18 protein-coding genes are annotated in these 23,459 nt (G+C 67.2%); 3 read left to right on the top strand and 15 right to left on the bottom strand.

Annotated elements, in window-relative coordinates:
• Positions 1–24: 24 nt before the first annotated feature.
• Complete coding sequence (locus MF270_RS00145; protein WP_238363820.1) at positions 25–966, top strand: hypothetical protein; 942 nt, start codon at positions 25–27, stop codon at positions 964–966.
• A gap of 9 nt (positions 967–975) precedes the next feature.
• On the opposite strand, the gene MF270_RS00140 is transcribed toward MF270_RS00145, so the two are convergent.
• Genes MF270_RS00140 through MF270_RS00130 form a run of 3 tightly spaced genes read right to left on the bottom strand, consistent with a single transcriptional unit; the run spans position 976 to position 5,296 of the window.
• Entirely contained in the window at positions 976–1,722 is a 747-nt protein-coding gene (locus MF270_RS00140; RefSeq protein WP_238363819.1) for an SDR family NAD(P)-dependent oxidoreductase, read from the bottom strand.
• Positions 1,719–3,287, bottom strand: a complete 1,569-nt coding sequence (locus tag MF270_RS00135) for a GMC oxidoreductase (protein WP_238363818.1) — start codon at positions 3,285–3,287, stop codon at positions 1,719–1,721. The genes MF270_RS00140 and MF270_RS00135 overlap by 4 nt, the downstream gene beginning before the upstream one ends.
• Positions 3,284–5,296, bottom strand: a complete 2,013-nt coding sequence (locus MF270_RS00130) for an acyltransferase family protein (protein ID WP_238363817.1) — start codon at positions 5,294–5,296, stop codon at positions 3,284–3,286. Before MF270_RS00130 ends, MF270_RS00135 begins: the two co-directional genes overlap by 4 nt.
• Before the next feature lie 65 nt (positions 5,297–5,361).
• Here MF270_RS00130 and MF270_RS00125 point away from each other — a divergent pair, with 65 nt between their 5' ends.
• Entirely contained in the window at positions 5,362–5,862 is a 501-nt protein-coding gene (locus MF270_RS00125) for a serine O-acetyltransferase (RefSeq protein ID WP_238363816.1), read from the top strand.
• A 136-nt stretch (positions 5,863–5,998) separates the two neighbouring features.
• Here MF270_RS00125 and MF270_RS00120 read toward each other — a convergent pair whose 3' ends face one another.
• The 12 genes from MF270_RS00120 to MF270_RS00065 form a co-directional block, all read right to left on the bottom strand.
• Complete coding sequence (locus tag MF270_RS00120; protein ID WP_238363815.1) at positions 5,999–7,267, bottom strand: glycosyltransferase; 1,269 nt, start codon at positions 7,265–7,267, stop codon at positions 5,999–6,001.
• A gap of 100 nt (positions 7,268–7,367) precedes the next feature.
• Entirely contained in the window at positions 7,368–8,765 is a 1,398-nt protein-coding gene (locus MF270_RS00115; RefSeq protein ID WP_238363814.1) for a hypothetical protein, read from the bottom strand.
• A 244-nt stretch (positions 8,766–9,009) separates the two neighbouring features.
• On the bottom strand, positions 9,010–9,699 hold the full coding sequence (locus MF270_RS00110) for a sugar transferase (RefSeq protein WP_238363813.1): 690 nt from the start codon (positions 9,697–9,699) through the stop codon (positions 9,010–9,012).
• Positions 9,700–10,563: 864 nt separating this feature from the next.
• Positions 10,564–11,964 carry a TRAP transporter large permease gene (locus tag MF270_RS00105; RefSeq protein WP_238364317.1) on the bottom strand — a complete coding sequence of 467 codons (1,401 nt, stop codon included), beginning with the start codon at positions 11,962–11,964 and terminating at the stop codon, positions 10,564–10,566.
• Positions 11,965–11,973: 9 nt separating this feature from the next.
• A complete protein-coding gene (locus MF270_RS00100) occupies positions 11,974–12,603 on the bottom strand; it encodes a TRAP transporter small permease subunit (RefSeq protein ID WP_238363812.1) in 630 nt (209 codons plus the stop codon).
• A gap of 73 nt (positions 12,604–12,676) precedes the next feature.
• The gene (gene dctP, locus MF270_RS00095; RefSeq protein ID WP_238363811.1) at positions 12,677–13,690 is read right to left on the bottom strand and encodes a TRAP transporter substrate-binding protein DctP; all 1,014 of its coding nucleotides are present in this window, start codon (positions 13,688–13,690) and stop codon (positions 12,677–12,679) included.
• A 118-nt stretch (positions 13,691–13,808) separates the two neighbouring features.
• Positions 13,809–15,443, bottom strand: coding sequence for an alpha-D-glucose phosphate-specific phosphoglucomutase (locus MF270_RS00090; RefSeq protein ID WP_238363810.1), 1,635 nt, complete (start codon positions 15,441–15,443; stop codon positions 13,809–13,811).
• Between the two features lie 93 nt (positions 15,444–15,536).
• Positions 15,537–16,628 (bottom strand): ABC transporter ATP-binding protein, encoded by a 1,092-nt coding sequence (locus MF270_RS00085; RefSeq protein ID WP_238363809.1) that lies wholly within the window; start codon positions 16,626–16,628, stop codon positions 15,537–15,539.
• A gap of 25 nt (positions 16,629–16,653) precedes the next feature.
• Positions 16,654–18,306, bottom strand: a complete 1,653-nt coding sequence (locus MF270_RS00080) for an alpha-amylase family glycosyl hydrolase (protein WP_238363808.1) — start codon at positions 18,304–18,306, stop codon at positions 16,654–16,656.
• 21 nt (positions 18,307–18,327) lie between these two features.
• Positions 18,328–19,482 carry a carbohydrate ABC transporter permease gene (locus MF270_RS00075; protein WP_238363807.1) on the bottom strand — a complete coding sequence of 385 codons (1,155 nt, stop codon included), beginning with the start codon at positions 19,480–19,482 and terminating at the stop codon, positions 18,328–18,330.
• A gap of 13 nt (positions 19,483–19,495) precedes the next feature.
• On the bottom strand, positions 19,496–20,731 hold the full coding sequence (locus MF270_RS00070) for a carbohydrate ABC transporter permease (RefSeq protein ID WP_238363806.1): 1,236 nt from the start codon (positions 20,729–20,731) through the stop codon (positions 19,496–19,498).
• 90 nt (positions 20,732–20,821) lie between these two features.
• A complete protein-coding gene (locus MF270_RS00065; protein ID WP_238363805.1) occupies positions 20,822–22,102 on the bottom strand; it encodes an ABC transporter substrate-binding protein in 1,281 nt (426 codons plus the stop codon).
• 282 nt (positions 22,103–22,384) lie between these two features.
• Here MF270_RS00065 and MF270_RS00060 point away from each other — a divergent pair, with 282 nt between their 5' ends.
• The gene (locus tag MF270_RS00060; protein ID WP_238363804.1) at positions 22,385–23,407 is read left to right on the top strand and encodes a LacI family DNA-binding transcriptional regulator; all 1,023 of its coding nucleotides are present in this window, start codon (positions 22,385–22,387) and stop codon (positions 23,405–23,407) included.
• The last annotated feature ends 52 nt before the right edge of the window (positions 23,408–23,459 follow it).

Raw genomic sequence — 23,459 nt, 5'->3', positions numbered from 1 at the left:
AGAAGCAAGGCAGGAAGACAAGACATGCAATCGTCGCAAAGGGCAGAGGCGATCTCCGACATGGCGGAGGCCACCGGGTTCTACCACCGCATGACCGACCACATGGCGGTGTTCCATCCCCGCGGACGGCGCCTGGTCGTCAGTTTCGACGCCGAGGTCTCGGACCCGGCCGAGGCGATGCGCGCGCCCTGGGGCCATGATCATTTCGACCGGCTGGGGCTATCGCACCTGGCGCTGGCGATGACCGGGGCCGAGGACGGGTTTCGCCATGTCGATGTCGACACCTGCTTTGACCAGTTGCTCGATTGCCGGTTCTTCGACCAGTTCCAGGATGTGCTTTTTATCGGCTCCGGCACCGGCGCCGAGGCCGCTTTGCGCTATGCACGGACGGTACCGGGCTGCCGGGTGGCCGCCTTCGGCCCGCGCCGCAGCGCGCCGGGGATCAGCGCCAGCCGCTATGCCGACCCGCAGGCCGGGGCGGCGCGGGCGGCCCGGGCGCAGGTGTTCTACGACCCGATGATGCCCGAGGACCGCGATGCGGCCCGCGCCCTCGCAGGCCCGGCGGCCGAGCTGATCCGCCTGCCGGGCACCGGCCACCCGGTGCCGCTGGCCCTGGGCCAGCCGGGCCTCGTGTCGCAGGTCGCCGAGGCGGTGCTCGAGGACCGGTTCGACCGGGCCGAGCTCTCGGCACAGCTGCGGGCGCGGCATGACAAGCCGTCCTACGTGCGGCGCCTGCTGACCCGCGCCATCGAGGCCGGCCATTGGCGCCTGGCCGAACAGGTGCTGGTCTCGGTCAGCGCGCAGCACCCCGAATGGGGCTTTCGCACCGTGAACCTGATGCTGAACCGCGCCCGCCGGCAGGAAAAGCGCGCCCGCGTGCGCGCCCGGCTCGAGCGGCACGAGGACGCGGCGCAGGGCACCAGCCCCGGCCACGTGAGCCTGTTTGAACGTCTTCAGATGGGGTGACGGGACCCGTCAGCCCAGCACCCGCAGCGCCTGCTTGCGCCCCAGCAGCCGGTCGCGGATCCGGCCTTTCAGCGACCGGGGCGGCGGCACTTCGCGGTTCTGCTCGAAGATCGTGCCGGTGAGGCTGGCGTCGGTCATCAGCGCCAGCTCGGCGCCCCATGCGGCGGCCGTTTCGGGCGGCAGGCCATCCTTGATCCCCATGCGCGTCGCAAGCATCCCCGGCATCCAGTCGTTGATCACGATCTCGGGGAACCGGTCGCAGATATCCGCAATCAACGCCCGCGTCAGGATGCGCTGCGCCCCCTTGGACACGGCATAGGCCGAGGACGCGGGCAGCGGAGCCACGTCGGCAAAGGTCGACACGTTCAGGATCCGGCCCCGCCCGCGTTCCGTCATCGGGCCCAGCACCGCGCGGGCGCAGTTCACCGGCCCGCCGAGGTTGGTGGCCACTGTCGCCATGAAGCTCTCGCCCGTCTCGTCGAGGAAATCGCGGCGGGGATAGACGGCGGCGTTGTTGATCAGCGTGGTGAGCGGGGCGATGGCTTCGGCCTCTGCCACCGCATCGCGCACGGCTTGCGCATCCGCCACGTCGGCGATCAGCGCATGGAAGCGGTCGCCCCCCTGCCCCGTCTCGGCCAAGGCCGCCGCATTCCGCCCCAGCCCCGCGACACGCGCGCCCCGCGCCAGCAACGCGCGGCTGAGGGCACGGCCCAGACCGCCGCCCGCCCCGGTGACCAGCACGAATGGATCGCTCATATCCGCCCCTCCTTGATTTCGCGCGCCACGACGCCGCCCACGCGCAGCGCATTGGCGGCGATGGTGAGGCTCGGGTTGGTGCCCATCGACGTGGGCATGAAGGACGCATCCGCCACCCAGAGGTTGCCCAGCCCATGCGCCCGGCAGTCCGCGTTCAGCACCGATGTCGCCGGGTCCGCACCGAAGCGGAGCGTACCCGAGGGGTGGCCGAAGTTCAGTTCCGGCCCGCGCGTCAGGAAGGCCATCCGCTGCCCCCGCATCGCCCGCCGGATCGCGCGTCGATAGGCGCGGCGGCGGGTCAGCAATTCCTCGGGCAGGGTGTAGTCGAAGGTGATCCGATCCGGCGCCGAGGGGTCCAGCGTCACGCGGTTGTCGTCGTAGGGCAGGTCCTCCATCAGGCCGACAAAGACCTTGGCCCGCCCCAGCATCCGTGCGGCCAGCGCCGCCGGCAGGCGGGCGGCCTCGCGCGCGGCGCGGCCGTCCCAGCGGCTGCGGGCAAGCATCTGGCGCAGGTAATGCAGGATCTCGCCATAGCCCGCCTCGACCCCCATCGACTGGATCGTGCCCCAGCGCTGCCCGTCCTGCCAGTATAGATCGCGGAGCGAGATGCCGCGCGACGGGCCGGTGGTGGCACCGCGCGGCCAAAGCGCGAACATCTCGTTGAGGTGAAACATCAGGCCCCGCCCGACAAGGCCCGAGCCATTCGCCGCCCCGCCCGCCCAGTCGGTCGAGGCCAGCAGCAGGCGCGGCGAGCTCAGCGCCCCGGCGGCAAGGACATAGGCGCGGGCGGAGAGACGGTGGGTCTCGCCGTACCGCCGGACGTCCAGCCCGGTGACCGTCCCCTCCGTGCCCCGCAGCGCCTGCACGTCGCACTCGGTCAGCAAGGCGGCATGGCCGGTGGCCAGGGCCGGCTCGACCCCGGCCGAGCGGCCATCCATCTTGCAGGGCCGCGGGCATTTGCGCCCCATGCAATCGAGGCATCCGGGCAGGTGCGCCACGGCCATGTGCGCGCGGTAGGGATGCAGGCCATGGGCTGTCATCCGGTCGATCAGCCGCGCATCGCCGGGATCGGCCGGGGGCGGGTCGCGCAACGCGGCCGTCTCAGCCGACAGCGGGTCGGGCGTGCCGTGGATCTTGAGCAGCGTTTCAGCCCGCCCGAGCCAGGGCGCGAATTCGTCGTAGCGGATCGGCCAGCCGCCCGTGGGATGCGGGCGGGCCTCGCTGTGGTCGAGGTCATGCCGCTCGGGCCGCTCGAGCGTCGCCGCGTAAAAGACCGAGGACCCGCCGACCCCCATGCCCAGCGGCGCAAAGACCTCGGCCTCCCGCCCGTCGACCCGCGCGCGCACCGGATCGGGCCAATAGCCGCGCACCGTCCGCGCGACCGGGTCGAAGACGGCGGGCGACAGGTCCTGCCGTTCGCTGCGCAGCCCCGCCCGGCCCTTTTCCAAGATCAGCACGTCAAGCCCCGCCTCGGCCAAAGCCCGCGCGGCCAGGCCGCCGCCCATGCCGGCGCCGATGACGATCACGTCCAAGGTCCGGCCCGCGATGCCATCAGGCAGGGTCATTCCAGCCCCGCGAAGACCGGCCGCAGCGCCGGGATCAGCGCCCGCGCCCCGCTGTTGGTCACGTGGTTGCCGTCGAAATACCAGGACGCGCCTTGTGGCATGGCGGTGCAATACTCGGCCTTGCAGAAGGTCGGCCAGGTGTCGATCAGCGTCAGCCGCCCGGCCTCCTGCATCCGCACCATCGCCGCCTCGAGCGGACCCGAGCGCGCCTCGAGCTCGGCCCCCGTGACCCGCACGCGCAGCCGCATCGCGTCGGTGCCCTCCTCGAGCCGCCCATGCGCCATCTCTCGCGCCACCAGCCGGCTGTTGTAGCGCGGCATCTCGGGCACCTGGCGCAGCAGGAAGACCTGATCGAAGGCCGCGCCCAGTTCCAGCGCGGTCAGCGCCAGCCCCTCCATCAGCAGCTCGTCCTGGCGCACGCGCGGCAGCGGGCCGTCGGGCACGGGATAAAGCTCAATCCGGTTGTGACGGTCAAGGCCGACGCCCGCGCCCGTCGCGTAATAGGCCCAGCGGCCGACCAGCAGCACGTGTTGCACGGTTTCCATCGTGCCCAACGCATCGCGGATCGTCTCGGTGTCGCGGGCACAATCGGCATCCTGCGCCGGAGTCGCCGCGCTTTCGACCTTGAGCACGCCAAAGATCGGCGGACAGCCCGCGTGCCACAGGATCAGACCGGGCGTCCCGGTGTCCCAGGCAAGGTCTTCCAGCCCTTCCTTGACCGCGCGCACATGGCTGTCGCCCCAGATCAGCACCTTGGGCGCGCCCTCGGGGCCGATCGGGCATTGCTCGACCCCCGCCAGCGGGCCGTCGCTGTCGGTATGGCAGCGCGACCAATCCTGCAGGAAATCGGCCGAGGCGGCGATATGGGTGCGCACGGGCAGCGGGAAGCGGTCGATCATCCCGTCGCGCAGGAAGAGCACCGCGCCCGCGCCCAGCAGCGCGCCCGAGCCCAGCACCATGCCGCTCACCATGCCCCAGTTGCGCGCGGCGGAGCGGCGGAACGGCCGCTCGACGAACCGCCACGACGCCCAGGCAAGCGCGAAACTCAGCGCGATCCATCCCGCCACTTCCAGCGGCCCGGCATATTCCCCGCGCCAGTAGCGCGACAGCACGGCTACGGGCCAGTGCCAGAGGTAGAGCGAATAGGAAATCAGCCCGATCCAGCGGGCATAGCAGTGCGCCAGCAGCGCGTTGACTCCGTTCGGATGGCGCCCGTTCAGGATCACCAGCACGGTCCCCAGCACCGGCAGCGCCGCCAACCCGCCGGGAAAGGTCGGCCCCGCCGGGATCGTCGCCACCGACACCAGGATCAGCGCCAACCCCAACCACGACAGCACCGGCCCCGCCCGCCACTCGATCCGCCGCTCACGCCCCATGATGGCCAGCAGCACGCCTGCCAGCAGCTCCCAGGCGCGGAACGGGAACAGGTAGAAGGTCGCCGGCTGCGAACGCGGCGTCAGCGCCACGCAAGCCGCAAGCGAGGCGAAGAACAACGCGATCAGCGCCCCCAGCAGCAGCCGCGGCCAGCGCCGCAGCAGCAGGAGGGTCAGCGGCAGCACAAGGTAGAATTGTTCCTCGACCGACAGCGACCAGGTGTGCAGCAGCACCTTTTCCTCGGCGCCGGTGTCGAAATAACCCGCGTCGCGGTAAAACAGCACGTTCGACAGGTAGACCGTCGCGGCGATCACTGCCTTGCCCAGCTCACGGAAATCGTAAGGCAGCAGCACGGCCCAGCCGACCGCCAGCGTGGCCAGCGCCATGACGAAGAACGCCGGGAACAGCCGCCGGATGCGGCGCACGTAGAAGGCGGGCAGCGAGATGCGCCCGGTGTCCTTCAGCTCTCCCCACAGGATCCCGCCGATCAGGAACCCCGAGATGACAAAGAACACGTCCACCCCGACAAAGCCGCCGGGCACGCCCGGCAGGCCGAAGTGATACAGCACCACCGACAGCACCGCGATGGCGCGCAGCCCGTCGATCTCGGGCCGATAGCTGAGGTGCGCGTTCATGCGGCGCGCCCCGCTGGACGCCCCGCGCGCCCCGCGTTACCAATTCGGGCGACAGGAGGCAGCCCATGACCGACCCCGACATCTCGGCCACCGACCCCGACTGGTCGCGCGAAGCGGTGCGGTCGGTCTGGGACCCTGGCAACAAGCTCCTGCGCGCGCTCCGACGCTACCAGGCAGCCCGCGCCCGCTCGGGGCCCCTGGCGCGGATCAGCGCGAAATACTGGGTGCTGGTCCACCGCTTCTGGTCCGTCATGACCCAGTCGGAAATTCACCTCAACACCCGGATCGCCGGCGGCCTGCGCCTGACTCACCCAACCGGCATCATCATTCACCCGGACAGCGTCATCGGCCCGAACTGCATGATCTTCCACCAGGTCACGCTCGCCGGTCCCTGCACCCTGGGCGGCCATGTGGACATCGGCGCGGGCGCCAAGATCATCGGCCCGCTGACCATCGGCGACCACGCCAGCATCGGCGCCAACGCGGTGGTCACGCGCGACGTCCCCGCCCATGCGGTCATGGCCGGCATCCCCGCCCGCGACATCCGCAAGGATGCGCAAAGCTGATCCCTTGTTCATCTTGCCAATAAACTCCCGCCGGAGGCACCCGACGCCGCCACCGGCGCTGCCGCCCGCTTGGCGCGTGGCCTCTCCACTTGCAGAATAAAAGTGCGCGGAAGCGCACAATTGGATCCCGCCGGGCTCAGTCATAGCCGAGCCCCTCAAGCGACCTGCCCGAGGTCAACGCCTTGTAGATCGCCAGCGTCCGCGCGCCCTTCTTGGCCCAGGGAAAGCCCGCCTCTGCATAGGCACGCCCCGCCGCGGCCGCCTCCGCCGTCGCCACACGGTCCGCCGCGCAACGCTCCAGCGCCGCGCGGAAGCCCTGCACCAGCGCATCGAAGGGGCCGAGCGGCACGCAGCTGCCCCGCCCCGCCCCGGCCAGCGCGCCCGGCGCACCGTAATCCACCACGGCGCAATGGGCGCCGCAGGCCATGGCCTCGATCACCACGCCCGCGCCCAGTTCGCGGATCGAGGGGAAGACGAAGACATCGGCCGACCGCATCGCCTCGGCCACCTCCGCCTGGCTCTTGCGGCCCTCCATCGCCACGCAGTCCTGCAAGCCATGCTCGGCGATCACCGCCTCCATCCGCGCCCTCTCCGGCCCGTCGCCAAGGATGCGCAGGCGGTGCCGCCGCAGCTCGGGCGAGCCGGCGAAGACATGCAGCACCAGCTCGGGCAGCTTGTAGGGCACGAGGCGGCCGGCATAGAGGAATTCCATCGGCCCCTCCCCCGCCGCCTTGCGGCCGCGCGCATGGAAGATCGCCGGGTCGTAGCCGATCTCGGGGAAGGACACGAGGCGGCCGGGCTGCACCGCGCCCAGATCCTTGCGTGTATGCTCGAACCCGTAAAGCACCGCCGAGGCGCGCCGTTGGGTCGGCCCGGCATAGGGCAGCACCTTGTAGAGATCGCGCAGCCGCCGCAGCCCCTCCTTCTCGCGCTTCTGCTCGGCGGCAAAGGCGGCGGGCCAGGGCAGGTTGCCGTTCAGCGGGCCGATGACAAAGGGCACCGGGCTTTTCACCGAGATGTAGCTCGGCAGGGTCGGCGACATCGGCGTGATGCGGTGGACGATGTCAAATTCGCCGTCCCTGATCGCGCGGCGAAAGCGTTTCCACGCGGCACGCTCGAAGGCGAGATAAGGCAGGTAATTCATGATCATCGAGGTCGACCAGGCGACCTCCTCTCCCCCGCGCAAAAGCCGCGCAAGGCGGAACATCGGCCCCGCGATCCACTCGGTATCGAGGTAGACGACGTCGAGGCCGTGATCGGTCTTTTCGATGTTCTCGCGGTTGCGCACATGGGTGACCAGCGTCACGTCGACCAGCTGGGCCAGTTCGCGCGCATACTTGTAGCCGACAATGGGAAGCGACGGCCATTCGGGATTGCATTCGTCCGCGAGGACCAGAACCTTCAACCTGCCACCCCTGCCCGGCAAATCATTAACCATCAGGGCCTCGCATAGCGGGAAAACCGGGCCGAAACCCGGCAGGGACGGGGAAATCGCAAGGCATCGATCACATGACCGAACGCCAGCCCAAGGGGGCCGACCGGGCGCGGGTGACGCGCTGGCCGCGCAGTTCCTCGGCATAGCCCAAAAGCGCGCCGCAGAGGAACCAGGTGATCGGTGTCAGCGTGGCGTTGGGGATCATGTCGGCCATGTTCACGCCCAGCATCAACGCCAGCGGGCCGACATAGGGCGTCAGCGGGGTGACGTGGCGCTTGAAGCTCTCACGCCACAGATAGAGGATCGGCAGGGCGATCAGCACGAATTGCGCCAGGAAGCCGACCCAGCCGAAGACCCCGATGGCGATGATCCAAAGCCCGTCGGTGACGGTCTCGATGGCGCCGGTGATCGGGTTGTAGACGTGGTTGCGCCCCCAGCTGCCCCAGCCGAACCAGGGCTTTTCCGCCGCGCGGTCCAGCAGCACGCCTTCGTTGTCGAACCGGAACTGGATCGAATGCGCGCGGTCGGGGCTGACCTTGGCGGCCAGGTCCACGATCGCGTCGATGGGCACCAGCCCGGTGCCGCGCGACAGCGGGTAGGTGATTGCAAGGATCGCCAGCGTGGCCGCGACCGTCAGCTGGAAGCGGCGGCCGGTGAACAGCACCAGCGGCGCCAGCAACGCCGCGAACAGGATCGCACCCAGCGACTTGCACAGCACCAGCACGGCCAGCAGGTAGACCGCCGCCACGGCGAACAGCACCTTGCGCCGCGGCTCGGTCTCGACGCGGGCCAGGATCACCGCCGCGACAAAGACCTGCATGGCAAAGAAGGCGACCCAGAGCCCGTGGTACATGAAGACGATGGGCCGGAACCCGCCATCGCGCACCATCTGCAGCCAGTTGTGCTGGAAATAGCCGTAGAGTTTGATGTTGAGCTGCGGCGACAGGCGCACCTCGGCCAGCATGGGCAGCGAATAGATCAACCCTCCGACAAACAGCGCCACCAGCAATTCGCGCTGCGCCGCGGGCTTGGACAGGATCTGCCGCGCCATGAGGAAGGGCAGCAGGGTGATCGCCTGCAGGATGGTCAGCGCCAGGATGTCCTTGATGCCCAGCGGCTTGATCCAGACGTTGCCCCAGACCACGGCCTCTCCATTGGTCAGCACGGTCAGGATCGGAACCAGCACGAAGACCGCCACCAAGAACTTTCCAAGGCCCGAGGCCGGCAGCAGGCTGACCTTGTCGCGCATGTGATAGAGCACGACGGCAAAGGTGGTCAGGCTGGGCAGGCTCGACTTGTCGAGCGGCGGCATCAGCGGAAAGTCAAAGGCCGCGGGCGGCGGCGGCAGGAACAGGTAGGCGCCAAGCAGGGACCAGATCAGCGCACGTTCCAGCGGCCATTTCCGGAACATGAAAATGGTCACCAGCGGCCAGAGGGCCAGCACGAGATAGGCGATAGCATTGGGCATCGGGTGGGCGGACTGCTCGGGTTTTGGCGCAGCCTAACAGCCGGAACGCCGCTTGGGGCCTCAAATTCGCGCGCGTGGTGAATTTTGCGCGGCGCTGTGACATCGGCTGCGCTGGCCGGACGGCCCCAGCGGGCCCGGGCGGGAAAAGTCTTCTGACAAAGACTTTTCGGGCGCCCCGACCCGGTCGACCCGCGCCGTCCCCCGAAGAGTGTTCGTCAGAACACTCTTCCTTGGCAGGCGGCGATCAGTAGCCCGTGCCGCGCAGCACGACGCGCACGGTCTTGAGGATGACCTTGATGTCGGTGCCCAGCGACAGCTCGCGGAAATACGAGGTGTCGAACTTGGCGCGCTCGGCGAAGTTCGATTCGTTGCGCACAGAGGTCTGCCAGAACCCGGTGATGCCCGGACGCAGCGCGTAATAGGCCAGGCCCGGGTAGATGCGGCGCTGCTCGGGCAGCATCGGGCGGGGGCCCACCAGGGACATGTCGCCGCGCAGCACGTTGAAGAGCTGCGGCAGCTCGTCCAGCGACGACTTGCGGATCAGCCGGCCGATCGGCGTGATGCGCGGATCGTGCTTGAGCTTCTGCGTCAGGTCCCATTCCAGACGGGCGGCCGGGTTGCGCGTCAGGTACTCTTCCAGCAGCTGGTCGGCATTCGCCACCATCGAGCGCAGTTTCCACATGCGGAAGGTGCGGCCGTTCTTGCCGACCCGTTCCTGGAAGTAGAAGGGCGAGGTGCCGTCGCGGGCGATCAGCAGGCTCAGCGCCATGACCACGGTCAGCACCGGCAGCGCCACCAGCAGCACCAGCACCACGTCGAGCGCCCGCTTGAGGATGTCACGGTAGGCCGCGTTATGGGCATCCGAGAAAAAGCCGCTGTCGACGACCCGCTCGAACTCCATCGAGGAATAGGCTTGGCGCATGTTCAGGGTCACGGTGGACTTCCCCCAAGAAACCGGATCACCCGCTGCGACAAAGATCTGCGCCGTACCCGTGCCACATTCCGGCGGGTCTCCCCTGCCCGTCATGCCGCGCGGCCACATTGTTGCCCCATCCTGCCGGGTCGCATGCCGCAGTGGCATCCGGGTCCGAAGACCGATACTCCAGCGTTCAGGGACCTTGGCCCTTCACCCCGTCTTCACGAGACCTCCGATCCAGCGCGCCACCCACTCGCAGAAAGGATCGAAGAATTTTTCCTTAATTCGTACTTACTTATAGAGATATGCCGGGAGACCACTTGCAAGTCAACGGAGCTTTCCAGGCTCAACCCAAAGGTGATCCGGCGTCGATTGGGCGCGAACGACCCGCGTCCTGTCCGACCTGAAAAACCACCGCGCGCCACGCGAATTCGCATCTGCAGCATTGCGGCAATCCGCCGTCCGGCTGCCCGATTTCGGCCCGTTTTCGACAAAGAGATTGTTCCCGATCCGTGGCCGCTGCGGCGCTCAACTGTCGCGCGACACGCAACAGTCGGCCCGAATTTCGACAATCGCCATCACGGGCGGCGGCTGTCGGGCCCGCGCAATTGGTTGCAAGGCGATGGCGCGCCGGTCGAAACATGGAATTTGTTGCCCTCACGGAAACCCCTGGGGCACGACGGGCAGATCAAACCGGGCAGGAATGTGGCAAGCCTTGGGCCTTGACGGGGCGGTCATGGGGCCGCCCCACCCTCGCCACATTTGCGACAATTTTAGAGGGAAACGAAATGTTACAGTTTGACACGACCCGCGCGCAAACCCGGGCGGCCGGCCGGTGAAACGCCCCGAGCGGGACGAATCACCGGGCCCCGACAGGCCGCGTCAGGCCTGCAGCGGCAGCCAGAGGACGATCATCGGAAAGGCCACCAGCAGCGCGATGGTGATCCCGTCGGCGATGAAGAACGGCGTCACGCCGCGGAACACGTCCTGCACGCTCAGCTCGGGGCGGACCCCCGCAACCACGAAGCAATTGAGCCCGATGGGCGGGGTGATCAGGCAGAACTCGGCCATCTTGACCACCAGGATGCCGAACCAGATGGCGCAGGCCGTCCCCGACATGCCGAATGCGCTGTCTGCGGCCGCGACGGTTTCGCCGCCGTTCAGGGCCATGACGGCGGGATAGACCACCGGCAGGGTCAGGATCAGCATGCCGATCGCGTCCATGAACATGCCCAGCACCGCGTAGGCCAGCAGGATCATGACCAGCGTCAGCATCGGCGATTGTTCGAGGCTAGTGATCCAGTCGGCAAAAGCCCCCGGCAGGTCGGCAAAGCCCAGGAAGCGGACATAGACCAGCACCCCCCAGATGATGGTGAAGATCATCGCCGACAGCTTGGCCGTCTCGATCAGCGCGTCCTTGAACTCGGCCCAGCGCATCCCGCGCACCAGCGCCATGAGAAAGACGATGAAGGCGCCCAGCGCGCCGCCCTCGGTCGGGGTGCCCCAGGCGTCGCCGCCGAAGGGGTTGTAGACGAAGAAGACGATGATCACGACCACGGCCAGGATCGGCAGCGCGGGCGGGAGCGAAACGAACCTCTGCTTCCACGTGAACCCGCGCACCGGCGGGCCGAAGTTGGGGATCACCAGCGCCATGCCGATGATCAGCAGGGCGTAGATCACCGCCGAGAAGGCGCCGGGGATGAACCCGGCCAGCAGCAGCTTGCCCACGTCCTGTTCGACGATGATGGCGTAGATCACGAGGATCGCCGAGGGCGGGATCAGCGAGGCGAGCGTGCCCCCCGCCGCCACGACCCCGGCGGCAAAGCGCTTGTCATAACCGATCTTGAGCATCTCGGGGATGGCGATGCGGGCAAAGACCGCCGCCGTGGCAACGCTTGCGCCCGACACGGCGGCGAACCCGGCAGTGGCAAAGACGGTCGAGACGGCCAAGCCCCCCGGTACCCAGGCGATCCAGCGCTTGGCCGCCTCGAACAGGGCCTTGGTGAAGCCGGCGTAATAGGCCAGGTAGCCGATCAGGATGAAGGTGGGGATCAGGCTCAGCGCCTGGCTGGCCACCTTGCCATGGGGCACCTGCCCGGCGATCTTGACGCTGATCTCGATGGCCTTCCAGAGGCGGTCGGGGTCATAGCCGAACTGGTCCCAGCGCAGCCAGATCAGTCCGATCAGCCCCGCCAGAGCGGCGGCAAAGGCCACGCGCATGCCCAGCACGACCAGCACCAGCATGCCCCCGGTGACCCAGAGGCCGATGTCGATGGGTGTCAGCTCCACGCGTCAGTCCTTTTCCAAGAGTTGCTCGGCCTCGGCCGCCGCCTGCGTGGCGGCGTCCTGGATCAGCGGCACGGCGACGGGCGCGTCGGTGCCCGTCACGATGGCGCGCACGTAGCCCCAAAGCTGCAGCACCAGCCGCAGCCCGAGGATCGAGAAGGCAACCGGCACGATCAGCTTGGCCGGCCAGATCGGCAGGCCGATGTCGATGCTGCTGTCGCGGCTGAACCAGCGCGCGTCCCAATCGAAGCTGCGGTCGAAATGCGCCCAGGAGCCCCAGATCAGCGCGGCGATCAGGATCAGCACCGCGAAGGTGGTCACGAACTCGGCCAGCCACAGCGCCCGGCCCTTGAGCCGGCCGATCACGATGTCCATGCGGATATGACCGCCGTTGCGCTGCACGTAGGATATGCCCAGGAAGGCGATCAGCGGCATCGCCTGTTCGATCCAGTCCACGTAGCCCGGCAGCGGCTGGTTCATCAGGTTCCGGCCCGAGACCGAAACCACCGCCAGCACCATCAGCCCGAAAACCGCCAGCCCGGCCAGGAAGGCCAGCACGGTCTCGAGCGCCAGCAATCGCCGGTCGAGCCGGCTGACCCAGCTCTGGTCGCTCAGCACGGATGCTTGTCCGGCCATGGCGCCCCCCTTTATGTGTTTATTGCCCCCACGGCCGATCGGGCGCCCGGGTGACCCGGGCGCCCGCCGCGGATCAGTTGGACATGCGCTGCTTGTCCAGGGTCTCGTTCACCAGGTCATAAAGCTCCTGCGCGGGCAACCCCTGCCCCGACATGTCGTCGATCCAGGCCTGGTGGATGGGCGCCGCCTTTTCACGGAAGGCGGCCAGTTCGCCATCGGCCAGCATGACCTTCTGCACGCCCTTCTCTTCCAGCACCTCGTCCCAGCGGGCCAGCAGCGCGCCGTAATTCTCGAGGTAATAGGCGATCGCCTCGTCGACCGAGCTGTCGAGCGCCGCGCGCTCGGCATCCGACAGGCTTTCATAGGCGTCGATGTTCACCACCACCGGGCAGTTCACCGTCCCGGGGTTGAGGTTCGCGGTCCACCAGTCGGCCTCGTTGATCGTACCGAACGACAGATGCGCGTGCTGGGCAAAGGCCACGGTGTCCACGACGCCCGATTCCATCGCCTGGTACGCCTCGGACGAGGTGACCGAGGTGGGCACGCCGCCGACGGCGCGGAACGCCTCGCCCAGGCCGCCGGTCGCGCGCACGCGCATGCCGTCCATCTTGGCCAGGGTGTCGCGCGGCTCTCCGGTGCCGACGAGGTTGTACTGCGGCATGGGCGAGGTCATCAGCATGCGCGCGCCCCAGGTCGCCATCTCGTCCGCCACGGCCGGATGGGCATAGACCGCGTGGCTGACGGCCACCTCCTCCTCGAGGTTGCTGACTCCCAGGAACGGCAGTTCCAGCACCGTGATCGCGCGGTTCTTGTCGGCATGGTAACCGGCACAGAACTGCGCCATCTCGAAGGCGCCGATGGAAATGCCATCGAGGTTCTCGGTGTTCTTCGACAGGCCGCCATAGCTGATGTTCATCGTGAACTCGCCACCCGTCTTTTCCGAGACGAGGTCGGCCAGCTTGTGGATGTGCTCGGTAAAGGCGCGGCGCTTGCCCCAGACCGAAACGTTCCATTCAGTGGCCATCGCTTCGGTCGCAAAGCCGAAGGCCAGCGCAGCCACGGCGGTCCGTGCCATGAAAGTCTTCATGGATATTCCTCCCTATTGTTATTCCGTCAGGCTAAGGGGGCATGGCGCCTCGGTCCACAAAAAATGGCCCCGGACGGGCGGTCCGGGGCCATCTGTTCCGCAGGTCGGAAAACTCGGCTCAGGTGATGACGTCAGGCGCCGTTCGGCCGGTGTGCGAAGTGATCCCGGCGATGGCATCGGCGGCGGCGATGATCGGGGAAAGCGCCTCTTGCGGGTCGCGGTGCATCTGCGCCGGGTCGGTTTCCAGCGCCTCGAGGTAGACGCGGATCGTCGCGCCCACGGTGCCGGTGCCCGACAGGCGGAAGACCACGCGGCCGCCGTCCGTGAAGCCGATGCGGATGCCTTGGCCTGCGCTGTGCGACCCGTCCACCGGATCGTCATAGGCGAACTCGTCCGCCGTCGCGACGGTAAGCGGGCCGAAGCTTTGGCCGGGCAACTCACCCAGCTTGCCGCGCAGCGCGTCGACGAGGGCATTGGCCTTCTCGGCCTCCACATCCTCGTAATCGTGGCGCGAGTAGTAATTGCGCCCGTAGGTCTGCCAATGGTCGTCCATCAGCGCGGCGACGGATTTGCCGGTGGCGGCGAGGATGTTGAGCCAGAGCAGCACTGCCCAGACGCCGTCCTTTTCCCGCACGTGGTCGCTGCCCGTCCCGGCGCTTTCCTCTCCGCACAGGGTCACGCGGCCCGCGTCCAGCAGGTTGCCGAAGAACTTCCAGCCGGTGGGCGTCTCGTAGCACGCGATCCCCAGCTTTTCGGCCACCCGGTCGGCGGCGCCCGAGGTGGGCATGGACCGGGCCACGCCCGCGAGCCCGCCCGCATAGGCCGGCGCATGGGTCGCCTGCGCGCACAGCAGCGCGAGGCTGTCCGAGGGCGTCACGTAGATGCCCTTGCCGACGATCATGTTGCGGTCGCCGTCGCCATCCGAGGCGGCGCCGAAGTCGGGGCCATCCTTTGCCATCATCATGTCGACCAGCGGCTTGGCCCAGATCGGGTTCGGGTCCGGGTGGCCCTGGCCGAAATCGGGGCTGGGCACGCCGTTCAGCACGGTGCCGGCGGGGGCGCCAAGGCGGCGTTCGAAGATCTCGGTGGCATAGGGCCCGGTGACCGCGTGCATCGCGTCGAACCGCATGGTGAAGCCGCCCGCGAACAGCGCCTTGATCGCCGGAAAGTCGAAGAGGCTCTCCATCAGCTCGGCATAGTCGCTGACGGGGTCCACGATCTCGACCGCCATGGCGCCGAGGGTCTGTTCGCCCAGCGCCGAAAGGTCGGCGTCATGGGCTTCGAGCATCCTGTATTCGGTGATCTCTTTCGTGCGGGCAAAGATCTTGTCCGTCACGCCTTCCGAGGCCGGGCCGCCGTTCGGCCCGTTGTACTTCAGCCCGAAATCGGCGTCGATGCCGCCAGGATTGTGGCTGGCCGACAGGATCAGCCCGCCGTCCGTGCCGCGCTTGCGGATCAGGTTCGACGCGGCGGGGGTGGACAGGATGCCGCCCTGTCCCACGATGCAGCGCGCCGCGCCATTGGCGGCCGCCATGCGCAGGATCACCTGGATCGCGCGGTCGTTGAAATACCGCCCGTCACCGCCCACGACCAGCACCTTGCCCGCGACGCCGCCGATCCCGTCAAAGATCGACTGCACGTAATTCTCGAGGAAATGCGGCTCCATGAAGGTGCGGGTCTTCTTGCGCAGCCCGCTGGTGCCGGGCTTCTGCCCGTCGATCGGCTGGGTCTGGATCACGTTCACGCTGGTCATCGAAAAGTCCTTGTTCGTCTTTTGCGCGCAGTGGACCTGTTTCCCCCGGAGGGTTCAAGTGCGAATGGCGCGGGGTCGCCCCGCGCCACGGCCTTAGCGATACAGCAGCGACCGGCCGCCCGAAAAGACATGCACCTTGGCCGGATCGGCGCCCAGCTTGACTGTCTGGCCGCGCAGCCCGGCATGGATGCCCGGCAGCTTGGCGATCATCCCGTGCTCGGCCCCCTCCTGCTTGTCGAAATACAGCAGCGTGACCTCGCCCAGCGCCTCGATGATATCGACGGTGCCCTCGTAGGCATGGCCCGTTTCGGTGGCGACGAAATCCTCGGGGCGGATGCCGACATTCACCTGGATCCCCATGTCGCTGTCCCGCGTCGGCACGGCCGAGCGCACTTTCAGCCCGGTCTCAAGCGTCACCTCGGTCATCTCGCCGGTGCCCGTCACCTCGCCCGGCAGCAGGTTCATCGAGGGCGAGCCAATGAATTGCGCGACGAACTCGTTCTCGGGCGTCTCGTAGAGCTCAAGCGGCGAGCCGACCTGCGCGATGCCCTTGTTGGCCAGCACGACGATGCGGGAAGCGAGCGTCATCGCCTCGACCTGGTCATGGGTCACGTAGATCATCGTGCTATCGGGCATGGATTCCTTCAGCTGCGCGATCTCGATCCGCGTGGCGACGCGCAGCGCCGCGTCGAGGTTCGACAGCGGCTCGTCGAACAGGTACACCTGCGGGTCGCGTACGATGGCGCGGCCGATGGCGACCCGCTGACGCTGCCCGCCCGACAGCGCCTTGGGCAGGCGGTCGAGGTAGGGCTCAAGCTGCAAGATGCGCGCCGCGCGGTCCACGGCTGCCGTGATCTCGGACTGCGACTTGTGCGCCAGCTTGAGCGCAAAGCTCATGTTCTCGCGCACCGTCATGTGCGGATAAAGCGCGTAGGACTGGAAGACCATGGCGATGCCGCGCTGCGCGGGCGGCACGTCGTTCACGACCTGCCCGCCGATCTCGAGCGTGCCGCCCGAGATCTTTTCCAGCCCCGCGATCATCCGCAGCAGCGTGGACTTGCCGCAGCCCGAGGGCCCGACAAAGACGATCAACTCGCCCGTCTTGATGTCGAGGTTGATGTTCTTCAACACCTCGACCGTACCACCGTATGTCTTTGCGACATCGGTCAGCTTGAGATCCGCCATTGTCCTCCCCCCTTTTCTTTTCCCGTTATGCCCGGCGCGCCAGGCTGACCTGCCAGGGCCCGAAATGCAGCTTGCCATCGGCGCTGGGATGTCCGCTGCCCAGCTCCTCCCCGATGGGAACCCAGTCGCCTTCGGGCATCTTCAGCTCGGACGGCGTGTCGCTGAGGTTGAAGGCACAGAAGATCTCGGCCTCGCCATCGCGGCGCGTGAAACTCAGCACGTCGCCCGAGGCCGCCATGCCCGTCAGCTCGCCCGTCTTGAGCGCGCCGAAATGGTGCCGCATCGCGACCGCCCGGCGGTAATGATGCAGCAGGGCGCCCGGGTCCTCCTCCTGGACGCTGACCGCATTCATCATGTGCTCGGACGAGACCGGCAGCCAGGGCATCGCCTGGCTGAAGCCGCCGTTGATCACGTTGCCTTCCCACACCATGGGCGTGCGGCAGCCGTCGCGGCCCTTGAACTCGGGCCAGAACTCGATGCCGTAGGGGTCCTGCAATTCCTCGAACCGCAGCTCGGCCTCCGAAAGGCCCAGCTCTTCGCCCTGGTAGATGCAGGCCGAGCCGCGCAGGCACATCAACAGCGTGACCATCAGGCGCTGCGCCTGCGGGTTCAGACCCCAGCGGGTCGCGTGGCGCACCACGTCGTGGTTGGAAAACGCCCAGCAGGCCCAGCCGTCGCCCGCGACCTCGTCCACCTTGGCGAAGACCTCGGTGATGCGCTGCGCGGTCGGCTGGTCGGCGGCGAGGAATTCGAAGGCGTAGCACATGTTCACCATGTCATCGCCCTTGGTATACTGGCCCAGGATCTCGAGCCCCCGCTGCGCATCCCCGACCTCGCCCACGGCGGCGGCCTTGAACGGCTTCATCACCGCCCGCAGCTTGCGCAGGAACTCGAGGTTCTCGGGCTGGTTCTTGTCGTAGAGATGTTCCTGGTGGTTGTAGGGGTTCACCGAGGGCGCGATCGAGGCGTTGCGCTGTTCCTTGGGCAGGGGCGGGTTGTCGCGCAGCTGGGCGTCGTGGATGTAGAAGTTGATCGTGTCCAGCCGGAAGCCGTCCACCCCCCGGTGCAGCCAGAACCGGGCCACGTCCAGCAACGCCTCCTGCACCTGCGGCTCATGGAAGTTCAGGTCGGGCTGCGAGGTCAGGAAGTTGTGCAGGTAGTACTGCTCGCGCCGCGCATCCCATTGCCAGCCCGAGCCGCCGAAGATCGACAGCCAGTTGTTGGGCGGGGTGCCGTCGGGCTTGGGTTCGGACCAGACGTACCAGTTGGCCTTGTCGTTGTCGCGGCTGGCGCGGCTTTCCGCGAACCAGGGGTGCTGGTCCGAGGTATGCGACAGCACGAGGTCGATCATGACCTTGAGCCCCAGCTTGTGCGCCGTGTCGACCAGCAGGTCGAAGTCCGCCAGTGTGCCGAACATCGGGTCGACGTCGCAGTAATCGCTGACGTCATAGCCGAAATCCTTCATCGGAGAGGTGAAGAAGGGCGAGATCCAGATCCCGTCCACCCCCAGCGAGGCGACGTAAGGAAGCCGCTGCGCGATGCCGCGCAGGTCGCCGATGCCGTCGCCGTTGCTGTCCTGGTAGCTGCGCGGATAGATCTGGTAGATCACCGCCCCACGCCACCAATCCTCGGACTTGTCGAGGGTTCGCAGGGGGGAGAAGGTGTCGTGAAGACTCATGGGGGACTCTTTGGATTGTGGTTACTTGACCGAGCCGGCCAGCAGGCCGCGCACGAGGTAGCGTTGCATGGCAAAGAAGACCACCAGCGGCACCGCGATCGACACGAAGGCCGCCGTGGCGAGGATTTCCCAGTTGCCGCCGCGGGTGCCCAGCAGCTCGACGATCTGGCTGGTCATCACCGTGGTGGTGCCCGAGCTGTCGATCAGGAAGACGCGGGCCACCAGCAGGTCGTTCCATGTCCAGAGGAACTGGAAGATCGCAAAGCTGGCCAGCGCCGGGAAGCTGAGCGGCAGGATGATCTTGGTGAAGATCTGGAAGTCGGTGGCACCGTCGACCTTGGCGTTTTCGATGATGTCGCGCGGCAACCCGACCATGTAGTTGCGCAAGAGGTAGATGGCGAGTGGCAGGCCAAAGCCGGTGTGCGCCAGCCAGACGCCAAGGTAGCCCTTGCCGATGCCGATGCCGAGGTGGAGCTTGAGCAGCGGGATCAGCGCCAGTTGCAGCGGCACCACCAGCAGGCCCACCACGCAGGCGATCAGCAGCGCGCGGCCGGGGAAATCCATCCAGGCCAGCGCATAGGCCGCAAAGGCCGCGATGACGATGGGAATGATCGTCGCCGGGATCGTCACCGTCAGAGTGGAATAGAAGGCCTTGGCCATGTTGTCGGTGTTGTTGCCGCTCAGCAGAACCGTTTCGTAATTCTCGGTGGTGAAATCCGGCGGCGCCGTCACGGTGGCAAAGATGCGCTGCCCCCGGCCCGAGATCTGGTCATCCGTGCCTCGCCATTCGTAGGACCCGTCCGCCTCGAGCACCATGGTCTCGCCATCGCCCATGTCGGCGGTCTCTCCCACCGCGTAGGCCGAGACGTCGCGCGACGAGGTGCCCCAGCGGCTGATGCTGCGCCCCTCCAGCCCCGCCTCGAAGATATTGCCCGAGACGACGAACATGTCGCCGTCGGCCACGCGCGTCCCGTCCGGGTCGGCGGTCCGGTAGACCTCGTTCTGCTCGGCGGCGAACATCGACGCCCACCAGCCGGACGAAGAGATCTGGTCGGCCGTCCGGAAGGACGACACGAACAGCCCCACGGTCGGGAACAGCCAGAGCGCCACCAGCAGCGCGACCGAGATATGCACCGCCCAGGTGAGGGATGACTTGCTGCCTGCTATGTTGTCCATGACCTCTTCCCCCTCACTTCATTTCCTTGCGCGCGCTCCACACGTTCCAGATCAGGATCGGTGAGACGAGCAACATGATGATCATGGCCGAGGCGCTGCCGACACCCCAGTCAAGCGACCGGAACAGCTTGTCGTACATGTAGTTGGCCAGGACCTGCGTGTCCCATTGGCCGTTGGTCATGGCAAAGACGATGTCGAAGACCTTGAGGACGACCAGCGTGATCGTCGTCCAGACCACCACGATGGTGCCCATGATCTGCGGCACCTTGATCTTGAAGAAGATCTGGAACGGGTTCGCCCCGTCGATGATCGCGGCCTCGATGGTTTCCTCGGGGATGCCGCGCAGGGCGGCCGAGAGGATCACCATGGCAAAGCCGGTCTGGATCCAGATCAGCACGACCATCAGGAAGAAGTTGTTCCAGAACGGGATGGTCAGCCATTGCTGCGGCTCGCCGTAGGCGTAGGTGATCGTGAAGACACCCCAGAGCGAACGCAGCGACAGGAAGATCAGCCAGGCCGCAACGATGGCAAAGACTCCGCGCATGGCCTGGATGACCGCCCCGCCCTTGCGCAGCGATGTGTCGAAGAAGGGTTTCAGGAAGATCCAGGCGACATAGGCGACCACGGCAATGAAGGCGATCAGGATGATCGCGGGCAGCAGCCGCAGCATGATGAAGGACATCGGCCCGCCGTCGAATTGCAGCCAGACCGCGTTCATCACGCCGATCTGCGCCTGCCCCGCGGGGCGCGCATCGTAGATCAGCTTGAAGATCACCGAGGCGCCGACGAAGGAAATCGCCATGGGCATGAAGATCAGCGACTTGGCGATGGCCCCCCAGGCGATCCGGTCGGTCAGTTGGGCGACCAGCAGCCCGATGGCGGTCGAGGCGGCAGGCACCACGATCAGCCAGAGCATGTTGTTGCGCATGGCTTCCCAGAACGTGTCCTCGGCCATCATGCGGCGGTAGTTCTCGAGGCCGACGAAGGCGCCGCCGGCGTCGCGGTCGGTCAGCGACAGGCGCAGCGTCTCGACCACAGGATAGGCGAGGTACAGCCCCAGCGCGAAGATCGCGGGAAAGAGAAACAGCCAGGGCCGGATCTGGTTGGCCCGGTTGATGTTCCGGCCGGCATCGTCGCCCCGCGCGGGGAACAACACCTTGTCGAGCACCTGGTTCGACAGCCAGAAATAACCGACGCATCCTCCGACGCCGACGATGATGGTGATCAATCCCTGCAGTGCCGGGTTCATGGCTCCCCTCCCCGAGGCCTGCCGGCGTTCTGCCGGACTTGACGGGCGGGCCCGGCTGGTGCCGGAACCGCCCCTGTCACGCGGCTGCGCTTACTTCAGCCCGTCCCAGCTGTCCTGGATCTTGCCGGCGACCATGGCCGCGTCTTCGCCGCCCGCGTAATCGACCATGCCGGTCCAGAACGACCCCGCGCCGACGCCGCCGGGCATCAGGTCGGACCCGTCAAAGCGGAAGGTGGTCGCGCCCAGCAGGATGTCGTTCATCTTGCGCAGGGTCGGATCGCCGAAGGCATCGGGGTTCACGCCCTTGTGCGGGGTCAGGAAGCCCTTCTGCTTCATCCAGGCCTCATGCGCCTCGGGCGTCTTGAGGAACTCGATCAGCTGATGCGCCTCGGGGCTGTCGTTGGTGATCGCCCAAAGCGTCCCCGCGCCCAGCACCGGGTTGCCCAGGTCCTTTTCCGCGTAGGACGGGAAGTAGAAGAAATCCGCATCCACGCCCACCTCGGTCCCCTCGGGGAAGAAGGCGGGGATGAACGACGCCTGGCGGTGCATGTAGCACTGCGGTGGCGAGGCAAAGAGCCCCTTGGGGCTGTCGCGGAAATCGGTCGAGGCGACGGCACCGGCGCCCCCGGCGACATAATCGTCGTTGCGGGCGAACCAGCCGAATTCCTCGATCGCCTCGACGATGCGCGGATCGTCGAACGGGATCTCGTTGCTGACCCACTGGTCGTAGACATCGGGGCTTTGGGTGCGCAGCAGCAGGTCCTCGACCCAATCGGTCGCCGGCCAGCCGGTGGCACCGCCAGACCCCAGCCCGATGCACCAGGGCGTTTCGCCATCGGCGACGATCTGGTCGGTCAGGGCCTTCAGCTCCTCCATGGACTCGGGGACCTCGTAGCCGGCATCCTCGAAGTTCTCGGGGACGTACCAGACCAGCGATTTCACATCGACCTTGTAGAAGAAGCCATAGAGGTGATCCGCGCCGTCCTGGCCGGCATAGGTGCCAAGGTCGACCCAGGACTGGCCCGCCGCGTAGTTGTCACGCACCCAGTCGGCAGTGCCATCGGCCAGCGGCGTCAGGAACCCGCGCGAGGCCATGTCGGCCGCGAGGCCCGGCTGCGGGAAGACGGCGACGTTCGGGGCCGATCCGGCCTCTGCATCCACGACGATCTGCTGCTCGAAGCTGTCCGAGCCGACGTAGCGGGCATCGACGCCCGATTGTTCGCGGAACACGTCCAGCACGGCCTGCACCTGCTCTTCGTCGGTGCCGATCCAGGGACCGGCGATGGTCAGCTGCTGCGCCTGCGCGCCGCCCGCGACAAGCGCCGCCACGGCCGCGCCAAGGAAATAGGTTCGTTTCAATGTCCGGTTCATTAGGGTTCCTCCCGATCGGTCGCACCCTCCCAGGTGCGGGACTGTCAGCGCGCCATCTCAGGCGCCATCGATTCAGACGCTCCGGGAATCGCCTCCCTCAAAGCGCTTTCGGTATGTTAGCGTCGGACATCGCCTTCTGGCTGTCAAGCGAACTTCTGCGGCATCGCCCCTTGATTTCCTTCGCACCCGCAGCATTTGCCACGGTGTTCGGAGCCTTTGACGCGGGGACTTCGGCCCGTTAGGCTTGGCCGCACTTTGAAAGCGCTTTGAAGGCGGTCCGCAATGAACCTCAAGGAATTGTCCCGCATTCTCGGGCTCAGCCAGACCACGGTCAGCCGGGCCCTGAACGGCTACCCCGAGGTCAGCGCGGCCACGCGCGAGCGGGTGCAGGCAGCAGCGCGACAGCACAATTACAGCCCCAATGCCCGGGCCAAGGGGCTTGCCACTGGCCGCGCCTATGCCATCGGCCATGTGATCCCCAGTTCGGACAGCCACGAGATCGTCAACCCGATCTTCGGCGACTTCATCGCCGGCGCGGGCGAGACCTATGCGCGGCGCGGCTATGACATGGTGCTGACCGTCGTGGACGATGCGGAGGTCGAGCGCGCCTTCCGCGCCTACAAGGTCAAGGGCAACGTGGACGGCACCATCCTGCACGGGCCGTTGCTGAACGATCCGCGCATTTACCTCTTGCGCGACATCGGCCTGCCCTTCGCCGTCCACGGCCGCGCCAGCGAGGTGCCGGGCGATTACACCTGGCTCGACGTCAATAACCGGCGCGCCTTTCAACGCGCGACGGATTTCCTGCTGGACCTCGGGCACCGGCGCATCGCGCTGATCAACGGGCTCGAGGCGATGGATTTCGCGGTCCGGCGCCGCCAGGGCTTCGAGGACGCGCTGACCGCCCGCGGCATCCCGCCCATCCCCGCCCTGCACCGGTCGGCCGAGATGACCGAGGGGCTGGGATTCCGCTTTGCCTCCGAGATGCTGGACGGCCCCGCGCCGCCCACCGCCTTCCTTGTCTCCTCCTTCATCAGCGCGCTCGGCGTGCGGCGCGCGGTGCTGGATCGCGGGCTGAAGCTGGGGCGCGACGTGTCGATCATCACCCATGACGACGTGCTCAGCTACATGACCAACGGCGAGGACGAACCGATCTTTACCGCGACCCGCTCTTCGGTGCGCGAGGCGGGGCGGCTGCTGGCCGGCATGCTGATCGACCGGATCGAGGGCGTCACCGGCGACACGCAGAAGATGCTGGAATGCGACCTGGTGCTGGGCGCCTCGACCGGCCCCGCCCCGCGCTGACCGCCCCCGCCCCTGCCATAAAGGTTGAGCAGCCCGCGTTTCCTGATAAAAG

The organism is Mesobacterium pallidum (genome assembly GCF_019966535.1).
GTDB lineage: Bacteria > Pseudomonadota > Alphaproteobacteria > Rhodobacterales > Rhodobacteraceae > Mesobacterium > Mesobacterium pallidum.
This window is presented reverse-complemented; position numbering and strand designations above follow the sequence as displayed.